Genomic DNA, 19,339 nt, shown 5'->3' with positions numbered 1-19,339 from the left:
ACGCGTGGAGACCAGGTACTGCTTAGACGCCGTGACCGTGAGCCTGGGCGCGGGCCTCCGGGCGGAAGCCGTTGCGCGGGCTGAGCGTGTCGTCGCCGTTGCCGAGCGCCTTGAGCTGCTCGGTGAAGTACGTCTTCAGGCGGCTGCGGTACTCACGCTCGTACGCGTGCAGGTCGTCGATGGTGCGCTCGAGCTGACCCTTCTGCTTCTCCAGCGTGCCGAGCATCTGAGCGCGACGCTCGGCGATCTCGCCGTCGAGCTTCTCGGCGCGGGCGCGGGCCTCACCGGTCATCCGGTCAGCCTTGCCGCGGGCCTCGTTCTCCAGCCGCTCGGCCTTGGCGCGGGCCTCGCCGATGATCTTGTCGGCGGTGTCCTTCGCCTCCTGGACCAGGTCGTCGGAGTGCTTGGTGGCCATCTCCAGCAGCCGCACGGCGGAGCTGGAGGCGTCGCCCACGGTTCCTGCTGCCGCAGCAGCCCCCGCGGCCGCTACTGGCGGAGCGACAACTGGCGGCGGCTTCTCCTCTGGCTTCTCGACGACCACGGGGGCCGGCTTGGGCTGCTGCACGACAGGCGGCAGGGCGGCGGTCTGGTCGACCACCGGTCGGTCCTGCCCACTGCCGGCACGCTGGGCCGCGGCCAGTTTGGCCCGCAGCTCCTCGTTCTCGGCGAGAAGGCGCTCGAGCTCGGCTTCCACCTCGTCGAGGAAGGAGTCGACCTCAGTGACGTCGTAGCCCTCCCGCAATCGGACGGGCGTGAACTGCTTCGAGCGGACGTCATCCGGCGTCAGCGGCATCTTTCACCTCGTTTGTCTGTGTCTTGGCGGAGTCGTCATGGCCTGAACCTGGCGACTCAGTAGATCACGTTATCGCTTCGTTGTGTTCTGACGGAATCCGGGCGGGCGATAACTGCTGTTCGATCTCCCCGATGTCCGGTCTGGTCCTACCCAGGTGGTGGAGTCCTCATGCTCCGACTGCCCTGTGATCTGGTCGGTTCCGCCGATCTCACAACGACCCGATCGCGGTCGAGTTGATCGACATCGCCAGCGAGACCAGCACGAACAGCATCAGCATCGACAGGTCGATCCGGATACCACCTGCGCCGATCGGCGGCAGGATCCGCCGCAGTGGCCGAAGAAACGGATCGGTCACCGAGTAGATCAGCTCGAACAGCAGCAGCATCGGCCCTTTCGGGTGCCACTGCGGTGCGAACATGACGATGAGACTGAGTACGAACCGCGCCACCAGGGTCAGGAAGAAGGCGAACAGTACCCAGTAGAGAACACCGAGGACGAGCACGAGAGCATCCATGTCAGACACGAGTGTAGAAGACGGCCGAAGCCGCGTCCTCAGCTCTGGTTGTAGAACCCGTCCGCGGCGATCTTTTCCTTCTCCTCCGCGGCCAGCGTCACGTTCGGCGGGCAGACCAGGAACACCTTGGTGGTGATCCGCTCGATCGAACCACGGCAGCAGAAGATCAGCCCGGCGGCGAAGTCCACCAGCCGCTTGGCGTCCGCGTGGTCCATCTCGGTCAGGTTCATGATGACGGGCGTGCCGTCACGGAAATGCTCACCGATCACGCGCGCTTCGTTGTAGCTGCGCGGGTGCACGGTGGTGATGCGGGCCAACTCGGTAACCTCCGGGGGTGATGCCGTGACGCCACGTCGATCTGGGAACTTGCTGACCGTGCCGACCTGACCTGCGTGGACCGGTTCGGCGCGACGATCCGGCACCGGCTCGGTTTCGTCGGTCTCCCCGTCGACGGCTTCGTCCTCGTACTCGTCGTAGCCGTCGTCGTACTCGTCGTCATAGCGCGCGTTGTACCGCTCGCCGTCCTCGACCAAGCCGAGGTACACACCCATCTTGCGCAACGCGCCGCTCATGGCCCTCCAGCCCTTCGGTCGAAGTCTCGATGTCGACACTAGCCCAGAGGAGTACGTGTACCGAGTAATGCGCGCCCGAGCCGAACGTGTGTCGCCCCACGCCTGATCGCGGCCTCCAGATCGCCGCTCATCCCGGCCGAGATCCAGTCGGCTCCGGGGTGTTCGGAGCGTAGTCGAGAGGCTACTACTTCCAGTCCCCCGAATGCCTCGTCGGGGTCCGAACCGAGCGGAGCCACGGCCATCACCCCGCCCAGCTCCAGCCCCTCCGCCGCCGCGACCTCAGCGGCCAACTCCGGTACTGCGGCCGGCTCGACGCCGCCACGACTCCTACCGGTGGCAGCCTCCTCCGGCCCGTACTCCGCCAGGCTCACCTGCAACAGACAGCGCAGTACCCGGCCTTCGTCGACGGCGGCCCGGGACAGCGCCTTCAGCAGCGACGACCGGTCGACCGAATGCAGGACAGCCGCATTCCGGACGACCGAACGCGCTTTGTTCGACTGCAGCTGCCCGACGAAGTGCCAGGTGACATCCGGACAGTCCGGCGCCTTGGCCTTGAGCTCCTGCTCCCGGTTCTCCCCCAGGTCCCGGACGCCGAGCTCCGCCAGCGCCCGCACATCGCTGATGGGGAAGGTTTTGGTGATCGCCACCAGGGTGACCGCGTCCTCGGGCCTCCCGGCCGCCACACAGGCCGCCTGGATCCGCTCGCGCACGGCCGACAGGTTGTCCCGGAGCTCGGCCTCGCGGCCCGGCGTACTGGTGGTGGTCATGCGACCAGCCTGACGAGGCCGGCCATCCGGCCGCTGACGGGACCTTCGCGCCGGTACGAGTAGAAGTTCTCCGACTCGATCGTGCAGCTGGTCGCGTCGACGACGGCACAGTAGAGCTCGGCCAACTGAGCCGCGACGCCCGCGGCCACGTCGATCGATGGAGTCCCCCAACTCGTTTCGGCGTACGCCGCCGGGACCCGCTCGGCCACTTCGGCGCGCATCTCCTCAGGGACCTCGTAGCAGTTGCCACAGGCGTACGGCCCGAGTACTGCGGTGATCCGCTCGGCGCCGAGAGCCCACATCGCCTCGACAGTCGCCGGTACGACGCCGGCGTACAGGCCGCGCCGTCCTGAGTGGGCCGCGCCGATCACGCCGTTGGCCTGGTCGGCGAGCAACACCGGAAGGCAGTCGGCGGCCCGGACACACAGGGCCACGTCGGTCCGGGTGGTGACCAACGCGTCGGCTCGCGGCATCGGCCGCACCGGCAGTTCGTCGCCGGGTCGCAGGACATGAACGTCGTTGCCGTGCACCTGGCTGACCCGGACCACTCCGTCGGCCGCGACCCCGAACGCGGCACCGAGCCGGCGGAAGTTCTCCGCGATCGCGTCGGCCTCGTCCCCCTGGGCACTACCGAGATTCAGTTCGCCGTACGGCGGCCTGCTCGCTCCCCCGAAGCGATCGGTGAAGGCGAAGCGGACCCCATCGAAAACCTCGTCGTAACCGAACACACCTGAAGGCTATCCCGCATGCTCGGCCAGCTCGGCGAGTGCTTCGCGCGCCTCCTCGCTGAGCGCGCGGCGATGTGGAGTGCCGGCCAATCCGATCACGTGGTCGAGCGCCTGGCGATACGCCTCGGCGAACGCGTCCGCGGCCGGCACCTCGACATCGGGTGCCACCCCGACGCCCTCCCAGTTCGTGCCGCTGACCGGGTTGATCGCGCGCATCACCGGGATCGTGGCCTCCAGGTGCGGGTGGAGCTTGATCCCGTCGCGGGGATGGGCGCCGCCGCCGGTGCGTTCACCGACGATGCGCGCACGGCCCAGTTGCTGCAGGTCGTAGGACAGTTCCTCGCCACCGGAGAAGGTGGCCGGACTGGTCAGCACCCAGATCGGCTTGCTGCCGCCGAACCGCGGCCCCGGCACGTGCGGGACGGTCCAGAACTGGTGGACCGAGCCGTCGGCCGGCGTGACCAGATCGTTCAGGTGAACCGGATCGTCGTCGAACAGGTGGCTGCACACGAAGGCGACCATGTCCGGCGAGCCACCCACACAGCGGCGCAGGTCGATCACCAGCGCATCGGTTGCCGACAGCAACGACATCGCCGCGGTCACAGCGGCACCGGCGTGCCGGGGATCGAAGAGCAACGGCCGGATCTCCAGCAGCCCCACGTTCCCGGCCAGCCGTTCGACCCGGGCCATCCCGCCCGCGGACTGCTCGGCGTGATGCCGCCAAGCCGCCTCCTCCGCGACCGGATCGGTCTCGTCGACCACCTCGTCGACATGGAACTTCAGCCGCAGATGCTTGTCCCGGTTTCCCTCCTGCAGGTGAGCCGTCACCTGCGCGGCCAACTGAGCTGGCTCGGCCAGTACGTCGTACTGGCCGTCCGCGGCGGCCTTGGTCAGGCGTTCGGCGACCTCGGCGCCGACGTCTCGGAACACATAACGCTCGGCGACCAGGGTCGCGAGCTGGTTGATCACTGAGCGGATCTCGTCTGGATTCATGCGAGGAGTGAACCACCGGGATTGACAAAGCGTCAAGAAATCTCGACGCTTGATCTCATGGCAGAGCAGATGGCGGACCGGCTCGAGGTTTCGAGCGCGGCGCAGTTCAAGGCGCTGGGGCACCCGTTGCGGCACAGGTTGCTGTTCGCGCTCGGGCAGGAGCCGGCCACGATCAGCCAGCTGGCGACCGCGCTCGGGACGGCCAAGGGCAATGTCGCGCATCATCTCGGCGTACTGCGCGACGCCGGGATGGTCCGCGTCGTCGAGACGCGGCAGGTGCGGGGTGGGACCGAGCAGTACTACCAGCGGGCGGCGAAGCTGTTCGACTTCACCGGGGAGGGCGAGCGCGCCAACGCGCCGGTCGCCCTGCAGGCCGTGGCGGCCGACCTGCAGTCGGCGAGCGGGCAGCCGATGCTGCATCTCCGCAACATCCGGCTGACCGAGGCCCAGGCCGAGGAACTCCAGACCAAGCTGTCCGAGCTGGTCCACGAACTGCAGGATGCCGGTCCGGGCGAGGCCCGGTACGGCGTGGTCGTCTCGGTCTACCGTCCGCAGCAGACCGAGCCGACCGATTGACTACTTGAGGCTGCTGCTATTTCAAGAAATCGGGGATGTCGAGCTCGTCCTCGTCGTTGTCGGGCTTGCGCGGCTGGCGCTGCGGAGCCGGCTGCGAGGACGGCGAGTTCGACGGGCCCGTGGTCGGCCAGCTGTGCTGGGTCGGTGCGGGCGCCGGCGTCGTGTGCGGCACCGGCGGCTGGTTGGTCTGCGGCTGCGGGGTCCGCACCGGCTCGCCCGCCTGCGGCCGGGCCGAGTGGGTGGTGCCACGGTTCTGGTCGGTGTTCGGCACCGGCACGGTGTCGTCCGTCACCGGCGTACCGGCCGGCGGCTGGTAGCTGGGCGAACCCTGCCCGAAGCCACCCTGCCCACCGGCACCCTGAGTGCCCGGACCACCGGCAGTCTGGCCGGCGTTCTGCCCCGCGCCGCCCTGACCTGCCCCGCCCTGGCTTGCACCCTGGCCAGCCGCGTCGCCGCCCTGACCAGCACCGGCCCCGGCGACCGGCGCCTGGCTCGTGGTGTTCGCCGGAGCAGTCCCGTACGGCGGGGGCTGGTTGCCCGGCTGCTGCGCCTGTGCGTGCGCCTCCGACTGGGAGGCGCGCGGAATCCCCTGGGTGGCGACGTCGCCGCCGGCCGCGGGCAGCCGGTTCTGCGGACGGGCCTGGTTCATCGCCTGCTCACGGCGCTTCGGCATCCCGCCGTCGAAGCCGGCCGCGATCACGGTCACCCGGACCTCGTCACCGAGCGCGTCGTCGATCACCGCGCCGAAGATGATGTTCGCGTCGGTGTGCGCGGACTCCGAGACCAGCTGGGCCGCCTCGTTGATCTCGAACAGACCGAGGTCGGAGCCACCGGCGATCGACAGCAGCACCCCGTGCGCGCCCTCGATGCTTGCCTCCAGCAACGGCGAGGAGATGGCCGCCTCGGCCGCCGCCACCGCGCGGTCCTCGCCGCGGGACGAGCCGATGCCCATCAGCGCCGAGCCGGCGTTGGACATGACCGCCTTGACGTCGGCGAAGTCGACGTTGATCAGGCCGGGGGTGGTGATCAGGTCGGTGATACCGGAGACACCCTGCAGCAGCACCTGGTCGGCCTGCTTGAAGGCGTCCAGCACGGAGACGGCGCGGTCGGAGATGGTGAGGAGGCGGTCATTCGGAATCACTATCAGGGTGTCGACCTCCTCGCGGAGGGTCGCGATGCCGTCCTCGGCCTGGGTCGCGCGGCGCTTGCCCTCGAACGAGAACGGCCGGGTCACCACACCGATGGTCAGCGCACCGAGCGAGCGGGCGATCCGGGCCACGACCGGCGCTCCACCGGTGCCGGTGCCACCACCCTCACCCGCGGTGACGAAGACCATGTCGGCGCCCTTGAGCGCCTCCTCGATCTCCTCCGCGTGGTCCTCGGCGGCCTTCTGCCCGATCGCCGGGTTCGCGCCGGCGCCGAGGCCCCGGGTCTCCTCCCGGCCGATGTCGAGCTTGACGTCCGCGTCGCTCATCAGCAGCGCCTGGGCGTCGGTGTTGATGGCGATGAACTCAACGCCCTTCAGACCGTGCTCGATCATCCGGTTCACGGCGTTGACGCCGCCTCCGCCGATGCCGACGACCTTGATGAGTGCCAAATAGTTCTGCGGTGCCGCCACGTCCGCGCCTCTCGCCTCGTTCTGTTCCCGTTATGGCCGGTTGGCCGTCCGAGCTGCGCTGCCTCGGACCCCTCCGTTCACCGATCCCCATCGTCCGGCGTACGGAAAAGCCTGAACCTAAAGTGGATGGTTAGAGATATGTCAACCCTAGATTTCCTCGAACGCTACGGGAGTGGCTCCGGCAATGTCCACGCGCCTCGCCGCCCGCCGTGCGATGTGTGCCCGATGTGGGCACGCTCACTTCTTTTCCCCTTTGGTGACAGGGAGATCGGGCGCCGAGACGTCGTACACCTGGGCGTCCCGCTTCATCAGCACGCTGAGTACTTCGGCTTTGCGCGCACTGTCATCGGCGCTGCCCCAGACGACCTTCACCAACGACTCGAGGTTCAGTGTGATCGAGTCGGGTGAGGTCGCCGAAATCGTCTCGACCCGTGAGCGAAGGGCGGCGGGCAAGGCGGCGGAGACCGTCACCACCGAACTGATGGTGACCTCGCGCCGGCGCCCGACCACCAGCGCCTCGGGCAGGCCGTCCGGCTTGGCCGGCACGGTTTTGAAGGCCACCCCGGTCGCGTCCACCAGCTCGAAGTTGCTGCCGTCGGTGACGACCACCACCGCGACCCGCTCGGTCACCACGATCTTCAGCTGGTCCGGCCAGGCCCTGGTCACCTGCGCGTCCGCCACCGACTGGATGCTCCGGACCCGTTCCGCGATCGCGGTCAGGTCCACCTTGGCCAGCGGCGTCCCGATCGGTGCCGCCGCCACCTCGGTGATCGTTGCCTCAGGCACCGTGTCGGCGCCGGCCACCTTGACCCCGGAGACCGCGAGCACGGAGGAGAAGTAGAACAACCAGACGGTGATCCCGCCGACCAGGACGACCAGGCCACCGATCGCCCAGGGCAGCCAGCCGCGCCAGCGCACCAACCGCTGCCGGCGCGCGAACCGCTCCTGTGCCCGGGCAAGGTCAGTGCTTTGACTCATCCCCCGCTCACCACCGGATCACTCCCCGGCCGCCGCCGCGAGCGCCGCGCGTTCGGCCAGCAGGTCGACTACCTCGGGACCGATCAGGGTGACGTCGCCGGCACCGAGGGTGACCACCAGGTCACCCGGCTCGGCCAGGTCCGCGACCAGCCGCGGTACGGCGGACCAGGACGGCTCGAACCGGACCTGTTCCGGCTTCAGCGGGACGTGGTTGGCGATCAGCGCACCGGTGACACCGGGCTCGGGATCCTCGCGGGCCGCGAACACGTCCATGACGACCACCTCGTCGGCCAGCGCCAGCGCCTCGGAGAACTCGGTCGCGAAGATCCTCGTCCGGCTGAACAGGTGCGGCTGGAAACAGGCGATCACGCGCCCCTCCCCCGCCACCGTGCGCGCCGCGGTCAGGTCGACGGCGAGCTCGGTCGGATGGTGCGCGTAGGAGTCGAAGACCCGGACGCCGTCTTCCAGGCCCTTGAACTCGAACCGCCGGCCGGTGCCGGTGAAGGACGCGAGCCCTTCGGCCAGATCCGCGGCCGAGAAGTGCAACCCGAGCCCGACGGTCAGCGCGGCCGCGGCGTTCAGCGCGTTGTGCTTGCCGGCCTGCTGCAGTCTCACGATCGGCAGCTTGCGGCCGCGGAACACCGGGACGAACGACTGGGTCGCCCCGGTCGCGGTGATCTCGGTGACCCGGGTGTCGGCATCCGGCGCCTCGCCGTACGTGCGGACGTCGATCCCCCGCGCGCGGGCGAACTCGGCCAGCTTGCGGGCGCCCGCGTCGTCGATGCAGATGACCATGAAGCCGCCGGGGATCAGCCGGTCGCAGAACTGCTCGAAGGCGAGCAGGTAGCTGGCCTCGTCGCCGTAGTTGTCCAGGTGGTCCGGCTCGACCGACGTGACGATCGACACCTCGGGCCCGTAGGTCAGGAAGGACTTGTCGGACTCGTCGGCCTCCGCGACGAACAGGTCGCCACTGCCGTCGTGGGCGTTCGAGCCGGACTCGTTGAGGTTCCCGCCGATCGCGTACGACGGGTCCGCGCCGCAGTGCTGCAGCGCGACGGTGAGCATCGAGGTGGTGGTGGTCTTGCCGTGCGTGCCGGCCACGGCGATCGTGCGCCGGCCGACCATCACCGAGGCCAGCGCGGCGGCGCGGGGCAGGATCGGGATCCCGGCGGCCAGGGCGGCGACGACCTCGGGGTTGTTCTCCCGGATCGCGGTGGAGACCACCACAGTGTCCGCTTCGGCGACGTGCTCGGCGGCGTGACCGACCCAGCAGGTCGCGCCGAGCGCGCGCAACGCGCCGAGCACCTTGCTGTCCTTGCCGTCCGAACCGGAGACCTCGATCCCGCGGGCCGCCATGATCCGGGCGATCCCGGACATCCCGGCGCCGCCGATACCGACGAAGTGCACCCGGCCGAGCTTCTCGGCGGGCAGATGGGTGTCAGGTGCGGTGACGATCACGAGGCAGACCTCACCACATCGAGGATGAGGTTGGCCAACCGGTCGTCGGCGTCGGTCCGGATCACGCCGCGGGCAGCTGTGGACATAGCTGTCAGACGCTCCCGGTCGTGCAGAAGTTGCGGAACCGTCGCGCGCACCCACTCCGGCGTCACCGCGGCGTTGTCGACGATCAGGCCGCCGCCCGCGTCGACCACGGGCTTGGCGTTCTGCACCTGCTCACCGTTACCGTGCGGCAACGGAACGTAGATGGCTGGCAGCCCGACGCCGGAGACCTCGGTGACGGTGTTCGCGCCGGACCGGCAGACCACCAGGTCCGCGGCGGCGTAGGCCAGGTCCATCCGGTCGACGTAGGGCAGCACCTTGTACGGGTACCCACCTGTCTGCGCGACCTCCAGCGAGTTCTTCGGCCCGATCGCGTGCAGCACCTGGATGCCGGCCGCCTGCAGGTCCGCGGCGGCCCCCGCGAAGGCTTCGTTCAGCCGCTGGGCGCCCTGCGAACCGCCGGTGACGAACAGGGTCGGCGCCTCCGGGTCGAGCCCGAAGAACTGCCGCGCCTCGGCCCGCAACGCGGCCCGGTCCAGAGTAGAGATCGCGCGCCGGATCGGCAGGCCGACGTACGAGGCGTGCGGGAGATCCGTGCCGGGGAAGGAGGTCGCCACGTGCTGGGTGCAGTAGCGGGCGGCGAACTTGTTCGCGATGCCCGGCAGGGCGTTGCCCTCGTGCACGACGATGGGGGTCTTGCGGCGCCAGGCGGCGACGTACGCCGGCATCGACACGTAGCCGCCGAAGCCGACCAGCACGTCGGCCTTGGCCTCGTCGAGCACCTTGCGGGCCGCGCTCACCGAACTGAGCATCTTGCCCGGTACGGCGAACAGCGCCGGCGTGGGTTTGCGCGGCAGCGGGACGGGCGGGATCAGCTCCAGCCGGTATCCGGCCTCGGGGACGACGCGGACCTCGAGTCCCCGTTCGGTGCCCAGCGCGATGATGTCGATGGTCGGGTCGATCCGGCGCAGGGCGTCGGCGGTAGCGATCAGGGGGGAAGTATGGCCGGCGGTACCACCACCGGCCAGGACGATGCTCGGCACAGCTTTCAACGCTCCCGCGTGTTCTCACGGCCAGTGCGGCCAGGTGTGCGCCACGAAGACATCCATCCGAGCCGAGGCCGCCGGATCTCCTTGAGGGCGGCCTGCGCGCCGGGTTCGGCCTTCGCGAAGGACAGCAGCATGCCGACCGCGATCAGCGACGGCAGCAGTGCGGACCCACCGTACGACAAAAGCGGGAGCGGGATACCCACGATGGGTAGCAGTCCGATCACGGCGCCCAGGTTGACCAGCGTCTGGGCCATCAGCCAGACCGTGATTCCGGCGGCCGCATAGCGGACGAACGGGTCCGTGTTCCGGGTCGCGATCCGGACGCCGACGTAGGCCAGGGTGAGGAACAGCGCGAGCACGGTGAGTGAACCGATCAGGCCCAGCTCCTCGCCGATCACGGCGAAGATGAAGTCGGTGTGGGCCTCGGGCAGGTTGCCCCACTTCTGCCGGCTGTTGCCGATCCCGACGCCCCACCAGCCACCGGTGGAGAGCGCGTAGAACGCGTGGTAGGCCTGCCAGCCGACGTTGCTCGGGTCTGCGAACGGGTCCATGAACTGGGTGACCCGCTGCATCCGGTAGCTCTCCTGGCCGACGAAGAACGCCGCCACCGCACCGACCGCGAGCATCATCGCCACGAACAGCCTGGTCGGCGCACCGACCACCCAGATCATGCCGACCATCACGGCCATCAGCACCAGGGACGTGCCCAGGTCACGCTGACCGACGATCAGCGCGATCACCAGACCGCAGACCGGCACCATCGGGACGAGCAGGTGCTTCCACTGGGTGAGCAGCTTCTGCTTGCGGGCGTAGAGATCCGCGCACCACATCACCAGCGCGAGCTTCGCGAACTCACTCGGCTGCAGCTGCAGTGGGCCGCCGAAGCTGACCCAGTTGGTGTTGCCGTTGACGTTCTTGCCCAGGCCCGGGATGTAGGTGAGGACGAGCAGGAACACCGACCCGAGCAGCGCGACGTACGCGAGCATCCGGAAGTGGCGCGGCGTCATCCGGGACGCGACGTAGGCCATCGGCAGGCCGACGCCGACCCAGATCAGCTGACGGTAGAAAATCGTGTAGCTGTTGCCGTTCGAGCGCAGTGACAGCACGCTCGAGGCCGACAGCACCATCAGCAGCCCGAGGACGAGCAGCAGCCCGGTCGCGCCGAGCAGGATGTGGTACGACGTCAGCGGCCGGTCCAGCACGTCCTTGATCGCCGCCAGCCAGGGCCGTTCGGGCGCGCCGGGCTTCTTCTTCGGCTGATCCGTGATCGTCGTCATGCGATCACCTCCGGATCAGTTGTCGCCCAGCCGCAGTACGGCTTCGGCGAAGGCGTCTCCGCGGGCTCCATAGTTGGCGAACATGTCCCACGAGGCGCAGCCGGGCGCGAGCAGCACGGTGTCCCCCACCTGAGCCAGCTTCGTCGCCTCCCCCACCACGGTCTCCATGGCACCAGTGTCCGTTGCCTCCACGATGATCACCGGCACATCCGGCGCGTGTCGGGCAAGTGCTTCGGCGATCACGGCCTTGTCCTGGCCGAGCAGCACGACCCCCCGCAAACGCTGCCTGGCCGCGGTGACGAGCTCGTCGAAGGTCGCTCCCTTGGCCTGCCCGCCGGCGATCCACACCACGTGCTCGTAGGCGAGCAGCGAAGCCTGGGCGGCATGCGGGTTGGTCGCCTTGGAGTCGTCCACATAGTTGATTCCGGCAACCTCACCGACGGACGCGATCCGGTGCGCGTCCGGCCGGAACACCCGCAGCCCTTGGCGCACCGCACTCGCCGGTACGCCGAACGACCGGGCCAGCGCGGCCGCCGCGAGCGCGTTGGCCACGTTGTGCGGTGCGGCCGGGGTGATGTCGGCCAGGGCCGCGATCTCGAGGGCCGAACTGGCCCGCTGCTCGACGAAGGCGCGATCCACCAGCAGGTCGTCGACCAGGCCGACCATCGAGATGGCCGGCGTACCGAGGGTGAAGCCGATCGCGCGGCAGCCCTCGATCACGTCGGCGTCCACCACCAGCTGCTCGGTCGCGGGGTCGGCGACGTTGTAGATACAGGCGATCTGGCAGTTCTCGAAGATCTTGCCCTTGGCCAGCGCGTAGGCGTCCATCGAGCCGTGCCAGTCGACGTGGTCGGGTGCGATGTTCAGTACCGCGGCCGAGTGTGCCGACATCGAGTCGGTGAAGTGCAGCTGGTAGCTGGACAGTTCGACCGCGATCACGTCGTACGGCTCGGGGTCCATCACGACCTCCAGCAGCGGCAGGCCGACGTTGCCCGCGGCAACGGCACGGTGGCCGGCGGCGGTCAGGATCGAGGTCAGCATCTGGACCGTCGTGGTCTTGCCGTTGGTGCCGGTGACACACAACCAGGGCGCGGCGGTGGCGGGATCGCGCAACCGCCAGGCGAGCTCGATCTCACTCCAGACCGGGATCCCCCGCTCGACGGCGGTCGCGAGCAAAGGTGCGTGGGGCGGGATGCCAGGTGAGGTGACGACGATCTCGACGTCCGCCGGGAGTTCCGCGGTACTGCCCGGGCCGAGCTTGATGGTGGCACCCAGCGTCTCGAGGATCTGCGCCTTCTCGCGCAGCGGCTCGGTGTCGCGGTCGTCCAGCACGGTGACGTGCTCGGCACCGGCCTGCAGCAGCGAGTCGGCACACGCGTAACCCGCAGTACCGAAGCCCAGTACGACGAAGCGGGTGCCCGACCAGCCATCGTCTACACGTGATTGCAGAGTCACGGGGCCTCCCGGCCTGGACTGAGGAGTGGAGGGAGCGAAGCGACCGGAGCGACGAGGGAAGGCCGGGAGGTCGAGCCCCGTGACACGCCGTGCCGGAGGCGCGGCCATTGGACACAGCTCATTGCGCCACCCATTCTGCGTAGAACAGCCCGAGCCCGGTGGCGACGCACAGGCCGGAGATGATCCAGAACCGGATCACCACGTTGACCTGTTCCCAGCCGAGCATCTCGAAGTGGTGGTGCAGCGGCGCCATCCGGAACAAGCGCTTGCCCTTGGTCAGCTTGAAGTAGCCGACCTGCAGGATCACGGAGGCGGTGATGATGACGAACAGGCCACCGAGGAGCAGCACCAGCAGTTCGGTCCGGGTCATCACCGCGAACCCGGCCAGCGCGCCACCCAGCGACAGCGAACCGGTGTCACCCATGAAGATCTTGGCCGGTGACGCGTTCCACCACAGGAAGCCGAACAGCGCGCCGGTCAATGCGGCCGCGACCACGGCCAGGTCGAGTGGATCCCGGACCTCGTAACACTTGATCCCCGGCGCGGTCAGGCAGCTCTGGTTGGACTGCCAGATGCAGATCAGCGTGTAGGCGCCGAAGACCATCATCGAGGCGCCGGTGGCCAGACCGTCCAGGCCGTCGGCGAGGTTGACGCCGTTCGACATGCCCGCGATCAGCAGCAGGATCCAGATCACCACCAGCACCGGCACCAGGTGCAGCCAGGAGATGTCGCGGATGAACGAGATGAACGGCGAGGCCGGCGTCTGCCCGCGGGCGTCGGGGAACTGCAGGGCCAGAATCGCGAAGGCGACCGCGACCAGGGTCTGCCCGGCCAGCTTCGCCTTGCTGCGCAGGCCGAGGCTGCGCTGCCGGAAGATCTTGATGAAATCGTCCAGGAAGCCGACCCCGCCCATCCCGGCGAACAGGAACAGCACCAGCAGGGCCGAGGCGCTCGGCGGCTTGCCGGTGAACAGCTTCGCCACGAAGTACCCGGCGATGGTGGCGACGATGAAGACGGTGCCGCCCATCGTCGGCGTACCGCGCTTGGTGTGGTGCGAGGTCGGGCCGTCGTCGCGGATCTCCTGGCCGTACCCACGTTTGGACAGCAGCTTGATCGCCTGTCGCGTGCCGAGCAGCGTGAGCGCCATCGACACGGCGCCCGCGAGCAGGATCTGGATCACTGCGAAGCCTCCTCGAGCAACGCGTCGGCCAGCCGTCTGAGACCTGCCGCCTTCGACGACTTCACCAGCACCAGGTCTCCCGGCCGCAGTTCGGCGCGGAGCAGCTCCAGCGCGTCCTCGATGGTCGGCACGAACGCCGACTCGTTGCCCCACGATCCTTCCAGGGACGCGCCCAGGTGGATCGGCCGGGCTCCCTCGCCCACCGCGACCAGGCGGTTCACGTCCAGCCGGACGGCCAGCCGGCCGATCCCGTCGTGCTCTTCGGTACTGGTGTCGCCCAGCTCGAGCATCTCGCCGAGCACCGCCCAGGTGCGGGCGCCCCGGCTCCGGCCGATGGCGACCAGCGACTTGAGCGCGGCCCGGACCGAGTCGGGGTTGGCGTTGTAGGCGTCGTTGATGATCGTGACGTCGTCCGGCCGCTGGGTGAGCTCCATGCGCGCCTTCGACACCAGGGTCGCGGCGTTCAGCCCGTCGGCGATCTGAGCCGGCGTCAACCCGACAGCTTGTACTGCGGCCGCGGCGGCGAGCGCGTTCGCAACGTGGTGCTCCCCGATCAGCTGGAGCTGTACTGCGTGCTCTTCGCCGCCGATCTGCAAGGTGAAGCCGGCCCGGCCGAGCGGGTCGAGCTCGATCCCGCTGGCCTTGACGTCGGCGCCGGGTGCCTCGCCCCAGGTGACCACAGTCTCCTTGGTCCGGCTGGCCATCGCGGCGACGCGTTCGTCGTCCGCGTTCAGGACCGCCGTACCGCCGGGCAGGACGGCCTCGATCATCTCGCCCTTGGCGGCGGCGATGGCGTCCCGGCTGCCGAACTCGCCGATGTGCGAGTAGCCGACGTTGAGCACCAGCCCGACCTTCGGCGGCGTGATCCGGCACAGGTAGGTGATGTCACCGACGTGCCGGGCCCCCATCTCGGCGACCAGGTAGCGGGTCTTCGGATCCGCCTTCAGCGCGGTGAGCGGGTGGCCGAGCTCGTTGTTGAAGGAACCGACCGGTGCCACCGTCTCGCCGTACGGCTGGAGCAGCTGGGCGATCAGGTCCTTGGTGCTGGTCTTTCCCTGCGAACCGGTCAGGCCGATCACGGTGAGGTCGGGCAGCTGGGCGACGACGAACCGGGCGAGCTCGCCGAGTGCCTTCTCCGCGTCGGCGACGACGATGCAGGGACTGCCCTCGACCGGCCGGGTGGTGAGCGAGACGGTCGCACCGGCCGCGGTCGCCGCCGGCACGTACTCGTGGCCGTCCGCGTTCTCGCCGACGAGGGCGACGAACAGCCCGCCCTCGACGACCTTGCGGGAGTCGATCTCGACGCCGGCGTCGACCACGGCCGACGGCTCGACGCCGGCCAGCTCACCACCGACCGCCTCGGCGATCTGACCACAACTGACGGGGATCACAGGGTTGCCTCCGGGGTCGCCGCGATCAGCTCGCGAACGGTCTGCCGGTCGTCGAACGGGTGGATCACGCCGCCGACGTCCTGGCCGGTCTCGTGGCCCTTGCCCAGCACCACCACGGTGTCGCCGGGTCCGGCCAGCTCGATCGCGGTGGCGATCGCCTCACGGCGGTTACCCACCTCGCGCAGATCGACGGTCGGGACAGCGGCTCTCGCGCCCTCGATCGTCACCGCACGGATCGCCGCAGGTTCTTCGCTGCGTGGGTTGTCGTCGGTCACGATCACCACGTCTGCCGCTCGGGCCGCGGCAGCGCCCATCGCGGGCCGCTTGCCGGGGTCACGGTCGCCGCCACAGCCGACCACAGCGAACAGCCGGCCCTTCGTAGCGGTCCGAGCGGCGCGCAGTGCGAGCTCGATCGCGTCCGGCGTGTGCGCGTAGTCGACGATCACGCTCAGCCCGTCGGCCCGGGTGAAGGTCTCCATCCGGCCCGGTACGGCGGCGTGCAGCAGGCCGGCGGCGATCGCCTCGGCCGGTACGTCGATCTGCCGCAGCATCACGGTCGCCAGCAAGGCGTTGGCGACGTTGAAGTCGCCGGGCAGCCCGATCTCGACGGTCAGCGTCTCGGCTGGGCCCTGGATGTCGATCACGGTGGTGCCGTGTTCGGACTGATGCGTCCCAGCGACGGTCCAGTCGGCGTCGCGCGTGGTCGAGACGGTCACCAGCGGTACGACGGTCTGCGCGGCGAGCCGGCGGCCGTACTCGTCGTCGATGTTCACCACGGCCAGATCGCAGCGCTCAGGGGTGAACAGCGACGCCTTCGCGGCGAAATACTCCTCGAACGTCTTGTGGAAGTCGAGGTGGTCCTGGGTCAGGTTGGTGAACCCGGCCACCGCGAATCGCGCGCCGTCCACCCGGCCCATCGCCAGCGCGTGGCTGGAGACCTCCATGGCGCACCACGCGACGGCGCGCTCACGCATCACCGCGAACAGGGCCTGCAGGTCGGTGGCTTCCGGCGTGGTCCGGGCGCTCTTGACCGCCTCGGTGCCGATCCGGGTCTCGATCGTGCCGATCAGGGCGGACTGACCGAGCGTGCGCAGTACGGCGTCGAGCAGGTAGCTGGTGGTCGTCTTGCCGTTCGTGCCGGTGACGCCCAGCAACCGCAGCCCGCTGGTCGGCTCGCCGTAGATCCGGCTGGCGACCGCGCCCAGCACATCGCGCGGCTTTGCGACCACCAGCACGGGCAGGCCGGTGGCCCGAGCCCGATCCTCACCGTCCGGATCGGTCAGTACTGCGACCGCGCCGGCTGCCGCGGCGTTCGCGGCGAAGGCGGCTCCGTGGGTCAGCGCACCCGGCAGGGCGGCGTACAGGTCGCCCGGGAGGATCGACCGGGAGTCGAGTGACACACCGGTCACGGAGACGTCGGCGAGCTCCGTCGGAGCCTTGGCTCCGGCGGTCTGGGAGAGGTCGGCGAGGCCGACCGGCACGGTCCGTTGCGGCCTGATCGCGGCAACGGCTCCGCCTGCGGCGGTTGGGGTGGACACGGGCCCAGAGGCTACCGCTCCGGGCCCGGTGACACCTACCTGACCCGGCGTCACCAGGTCAGCGGGGTGTGCGGCTGCTTCGCGCCGGTCGGCGGAACTGCGTACTTCTGCAGCGCGAAACTCATCACGTCGCGGAACACCGGGCCTCCCTGCAGACCACCACCCCGGCCGTTCGCCGGGTTGTGGAGTACGACGTAGGTGACGAAGCGCGGGTTGTCGGCGGGAGCGAATCCGGCAAAAGAAGTCGCCCACTTGCAGTACTTGTTGCCGCACGACGGGTCCGTCTGCTGGGCCGTTCCGGTCTTACCGGCGACCCGGTAACCGGCGATCGCGGCCTGCTGCGCGGTGCCCCCGGGGGAGGTCACCGACTCCATCATCGTCCCGACCATCTTGGCCGCTTCCTCGCTCACCACCCGGCGCGGCGGCGTTGCCGTCGGATTCGGGATCTCGTTGCCGTCGGCGTCGACGTAGTTCTTGACCAGCTTCGGCGGCACGTAGACGCCGCCGTTGGCCACCGCGTTCACCGCGGCGGTCATCTGGACCGCGTTCGCACCCAGGCCCTGGCCGAAGGAGACCGTCGCCTTGGTCAGGTCGTCCCACTCGTCACCCGGCGGCATCAGCCCGCGGCTCTCGCCGGGGAACTTCAGCCCGGTCGGCTCACCGAAGCCGAAGTTCTTCAGGTAGCGGACGAACTGCGCGGTCGGCATCTGCTCGGCCGCCAGGATGGTGCCGACGTTGGACGACTTCGCGATCACTCCGGAGATCGTCAGCTTCTCGTTGCCGTGCGGGTAGTGGTCCTTGATCCGGTGCCGCTCGACCATGAGGGTGCCCGGCACGTCGAGCTTGGTGTCGAGGTCGATCCACCTGGCGTCGGCGAGCGCCGCCATCGTGACCACCTTCTGCACGCTGCCCGGCTCGTAGACGCGGTCGAGCGCGGGATTCTTCATCTCGCTCGGCTTGAGCGCCTTGTTCGGGTCGTACGTCCGGGAGTTGGCCATCGCCAGGATCTCCCCGGACTTCACGTCCATCACGACCACCGTGCCGGACTCGGCCTTCCACTTGGTGACCGCCTCCTGGATCCGCTTCTCCGCGACCCACTGCAGGTCGGAGTCCAGGGTGAGCTGCACACCGACCCCGGGCTTGGGCTCCTGGACGGTGTGGTCGGCGTTCGGGATCTTGTTGCCCTTGGCATCGACTTCGTACATCGCCTTGCCGTCGGTGCCGGACAGCTTGTCGTTCAGCCCGTACTCGAGACCGGCCAGGCCCTTGCCGTCCTTGCCCACCGCGCCGACCACACCGGCCGCCACGGTGCCGAGCGGGTGGCTGCGGATCGGGTCCGACTCGGTGAACAGGCCGGCCAGCAGCGGCGCCTTGGCGTCCTTCGGCTTGCCCTTGTTCTGGGCGTTGATCGCGACGTTCTGCTTCTTGATCTCCTGCTCGATCTCGTTCCAGGTCGGCGGGCTCACCTTGTTCGCGAGCAGCACGTAGCGACCCTTCCGGGTCAGGTCGGCGTGGAGCCTGCCGTACGTCGTACCGGGCAGCTTGGCGGCCAGGATGCTGGCCAGCTGGGTCGCGACCGGGCCGGTCTGCATCGGGTCGGCGGTGATCGCCACCGCTTCCTCCGACGCCGCCAGCGGGACGCCGGCACGGTCCACGATGTCGCCGCGCGGGGCGTGCAGCTCGAACGGCTTGGTGTTCTCCTTGGTCGCGGCGAGCGCGTAGGAGTCCGGGTCGACCCCCTGCAACAGGATCAGCCGGCCGGCGAACAGCGACAGCACGAAGGCCATCACGCCGAACGTCAGCCGCAGCCGCAGCGTCGGGCGGCCCAGCTTCAACGTGCGGGGTGGCTTCTTGACCTTCGGCTTGCGCGGTGGGCGCCGGTTCTGCGGCGGACGCTTCCTGGGGCCGCTACCGCTGCTGGTCCGTTTGCGTGGTGGTTCGCCGGTACGGCGCGGCGCTCCACTGGCGGCCTTCGCCGGACGCGCGGCAGCAGCCTTCTTCGCAGTACGGCGAGATGCGTCGGCTACGGCCTTCTTCGCAGTGCGCCTGGGCGGGTCTCCCGCAGCCCGCTTCGCCCGGGGCGAATCGGCAGGACTCGCCTTCCGCAGGCGCGGCTCGCCGCTGCGCCCCGCGGACTTGCGGGGATCGGCGGCGCGGCCTGCGGCCTTGCGGGGTTCTGCTGGGCGGTTTGCGGACTTGCGAGGCTCTCCCGTGGCCTTGCGGGTCCTGCCGACCGGCTTGCGTCCTTCTTTGTCCGGCGGAGGTCCTGCCCGGCCGGAGCGAGGAGTACTGGAGCGGGTGCTGTCCGTAGCGGACGGGCGGCGCGGCGGGGTAGCGCGGCGCGGGTTGTCCCGGCCAGAGTCGCCGCCACGCTTCCGTGGCGGCTCGCTGCCCCGTCGCTCCGTCATCC

16 protein-coding genes and 1 pseudogene are annotated in these 19,339 nt (G+C 69.4%); 1 reads left to right on the top strand and 16 read right to left on the bottom strand.

All coding sequences use genetic code 11. From position 1 onward, the window contains the following. Nucleotides 1–22: 22 nt before the first annotated feature. The 6 genes from ACQPYM_RS17590 to ACQPYM_RS17565 all read right to left on the bottom strand — a co-directional run bounded on the left by ACQPYM_RS17590 (nucleotide 23) and on the right by ACQPYM_RS17565 (nucleotide 4,367). The gene (locus tag ACQPYM_RS17590; RefSeq protein ID WP_270130925.1) at nucleotides 23–793 is read right to left on the bottom strand and encodes a DivIVA domain-containing protein; all 771 of its coding nucleotides are present in this window, start codon (nucleotides 791–793) and stop codon (nucleotides 23–25) included. 208 nt (nucleotides 794–1,001) lie between these two features. Next, nucleotides 1,002–1,307 carry a YggT family protein gene (locus tag ACQPYM_RS17585; protein WP_360271925.1) on the bottom strand — a complete coding sequence of 102 codons (306 nt, stop codon included), beginning with the start codon at nucleotides 1,305–1,307 and terminating at the stop codon, nucleotides 1,002–1,004. A 38-nt stretch (nucleotides 1,308–1,345) separates the two neighbouring features. Then, nucleotides 1,346–1,879: a cell division protein SepF gene (locus ACQPYM_RS17580; protein ID WP_433021920.1), complete on the bottom strand. Its 534-nt coding sequence runs from the start codon at nucleotides 1,877–1,879 to the stop codon at nucleotides 1,346–1,348. Between the two features lie 38 nt (nucleotides 1,880–1,917). Beyond that, nucleotides 1,918–2,646, bottom strand: coding sequence for a YggS family pyridoxal phosphate-dependent enzyme (locus ACQPYM_RS17575; RefSeq protein ID WP_433021918.1), 729 nt, complete (start codon nucleotides 2,644–2,646; stop codon nucleotides 1,918–1,920). Continuing rightward, complete coding sequence (gene pgeF / locus ACQPYM_RS17570; protein ID WP_433021916.1) at nucleotides 2,643–3,374, bottom strand: peptidoglycan editing factor PgeF; 732 nt, start codon at nucleotides 3,372–3,374, stop codon at nucleotides 2,643–2,645. The genes ACQPYM_RS17575 and pgeF overlap by 4 nt, the downstream gene beginning before the upstream one ends. Before the next feature lie 9 nt (nucleotides 3,375–3,383). Continuing rightward, a complete protein-coding gene (locus ACQPYM_RS17565) occupies nucleotides 3,384–4,367 on the bottom strand; it encodes a S41 family peptidase (RefSeq protein ID WP_433021914.1) in 984 nt (327 codons plus the stop codon). A 57-nt stretch (nucleotides 4,368–4,424) separates the two neighbouring features. On the opposite strand from ACQPYM_RS17565, the gene ACQPYM_RS17560 reads away from it, so the two are divergent. After that, nucleotides 4,425–4,943 (top strand): ArsR/SmtB family transcription factor, encoded by a 519-nt coding sequence (locus tag ACQPYM_RS17560; protein WP_433021912.1) that lies wholly within the window; start codon nucleotides 4,425–4,427, stop codon nucleotides 4,941–4,943. Between the two features lie 673 nt (nucleotides 4,944–5,616). On the opposite strand, the pseudogene ftsZ reads toward ACQPYM_RS17560, so the two are convergent. The 10 genes and pseudogenes from ftsZ to ACQPYM_RS17510 form a co-directional block, all read right to left on the bottom strand. Further along, a pseudogene (gene ftsZ / locus ACQPYM_RS17555) lies at nucleotides 5,617–6,561 on the bottom strand (cell division protein FtsZ); the annotation flags it as partial. 237 nt (nucleotides 6,562–6,798) lie between these two features. Continuing rightward, nucleotides 6,799–7,539, bottom strand: a complete 741-nt coding sequence (locus ACQPYM_RS17550) for a cell division protein FtsQ/DivIB (protein ID WP_433021910.1) — start codon at nucleotides 7,537–7,539, stop codon at nucleotides 6,799–6,801. A gap of 18 nt (nucleotides 7,540–7,557) precedes the next feature. Beyond that, nucleotides 7,558–8,997, bottom strand: coding sequence for a UDP-N-acetylmuramate--L-alanine ligase (gene murC, locus ACQPYM_RS17545; protein ID WP_433021908.1), 1,440 nt, complete (start codon nucleotides 8,995–8,997; stop codon nucleotides 7,558–7,560). Then, nucleotides 8,994–10,082, bottom strand: a complete 1,089-nt coding sequence (gene murG, locus ACQPYM_RS17540) for an undecaprenyldiphospho-muramoylpentapeptide beta-N-acetylglucosaminyltransferase (RefSeq protein WP_433021906.1) — start codon at nucleotides 10,080–10,082, stop codon at nucleotides 8,994–8,996. Before murG ends, murC begins: the two co-directional genes overlap by 4 nt. A 5-nt stretch (nucleotides 10,083–10,087) precedes the next feature. Further along, nucleotides 10,088–11,365, bottom strand: coding sequence for a putative lipid II flippase FtsW (gene ftsW, locus ACQPYM_RS17535; protein ID WP_433021904.1), 1,278 nt, complete (start codon nucleotides 11,363–11,365; stop codon nucleotides 10,088–10,090). Between the two features lie 15 nt (nucleotides 11,366–11,380). Continuing rightward, nucleotides 11,381–12,820, bottom strand: coding sequence for a UDP-N-acetylmuramoyl-L-alanine--D-glutamate ligase (murD, locus tag ACQPYM_RS17530; protein ID WP_433021902.1), 1,440 nt, complete (start codon nucleotides 12,818–12,820; stop codon nucleotides 11,381–11,383). A gap of 118 nt (nucleotides 12,821–12,938) precedes the next feature. Next, a complete protein-coding gene (mraY, locus tag ACQPYM_RS17525; RefSeq protein WP_433021900.1) occupies nucleotides 12,939–14,000 on the bottom strand; it encodes a phospho-N-acetylmuramoyl-pentapeptide-transferase in 1,062 nt (353 codons plus the stop codon). After that, a complete protein-coding gene (locus ACQPYM_RS17520; protein ID WP_433021898.1) occupies nucleotides 13,997–15,391 on the bottom strand; it encodes a UDP-N-acetylmuramoyl-tripeptide--D-alanyl-D-alanine ligase in 1,395 nt (464 codons plus the stop codon). The genes mraY and ACQPYM_RS17520 overlap by 4 nt, the downstream gene beginning before the upstream one ends. Beyond that, complete coding sequence (locus ACQPYM_RS17515) at nucleotides 15,388–16,929, bottom strand: UDP-N-acetylmuramoyl-L-alanyl-D-glutamate--2,6-diaminopimelate ligase (RefSeq protein ID WP_433021897.1); 1,542 nt, start codon at nucleotides 16,927–16,929, stop codon at nucleotides 15,388–15,390. Before ACQPYM_RS17515 ends, ACQPYM_RS17520 begins: the two co-directional genes overlap by 4 nt. Nucleotides 16,930–16,979: 50 nt before the next feature. Beyond that, entirely contained in the window at nucleotides 16,980–19,337 is a 2,358-nt protein-coding gene (locus tag ACQPYM_RS17510) for a penicillin-binding transpeptidase domain-containing protein (RefSeq protein WP_433021895.1), read from the bottom strand. Between the last annotated feature and the right edge of the window lie 2 nt (nucleotides 19,338–19,339).

Origin of the sequence: Kribbella sp. CA-294648 (assembly GCF_050943845.1) — a bacterium.
Lineage (GTDB): Bacteria > Actinomycetota > Actinomycetes > Propionibacteriales > Kribbellaceae > Kribbella.
This window is presented reverse-complemented; position numbering and strand designations above follow the sequence as displayed.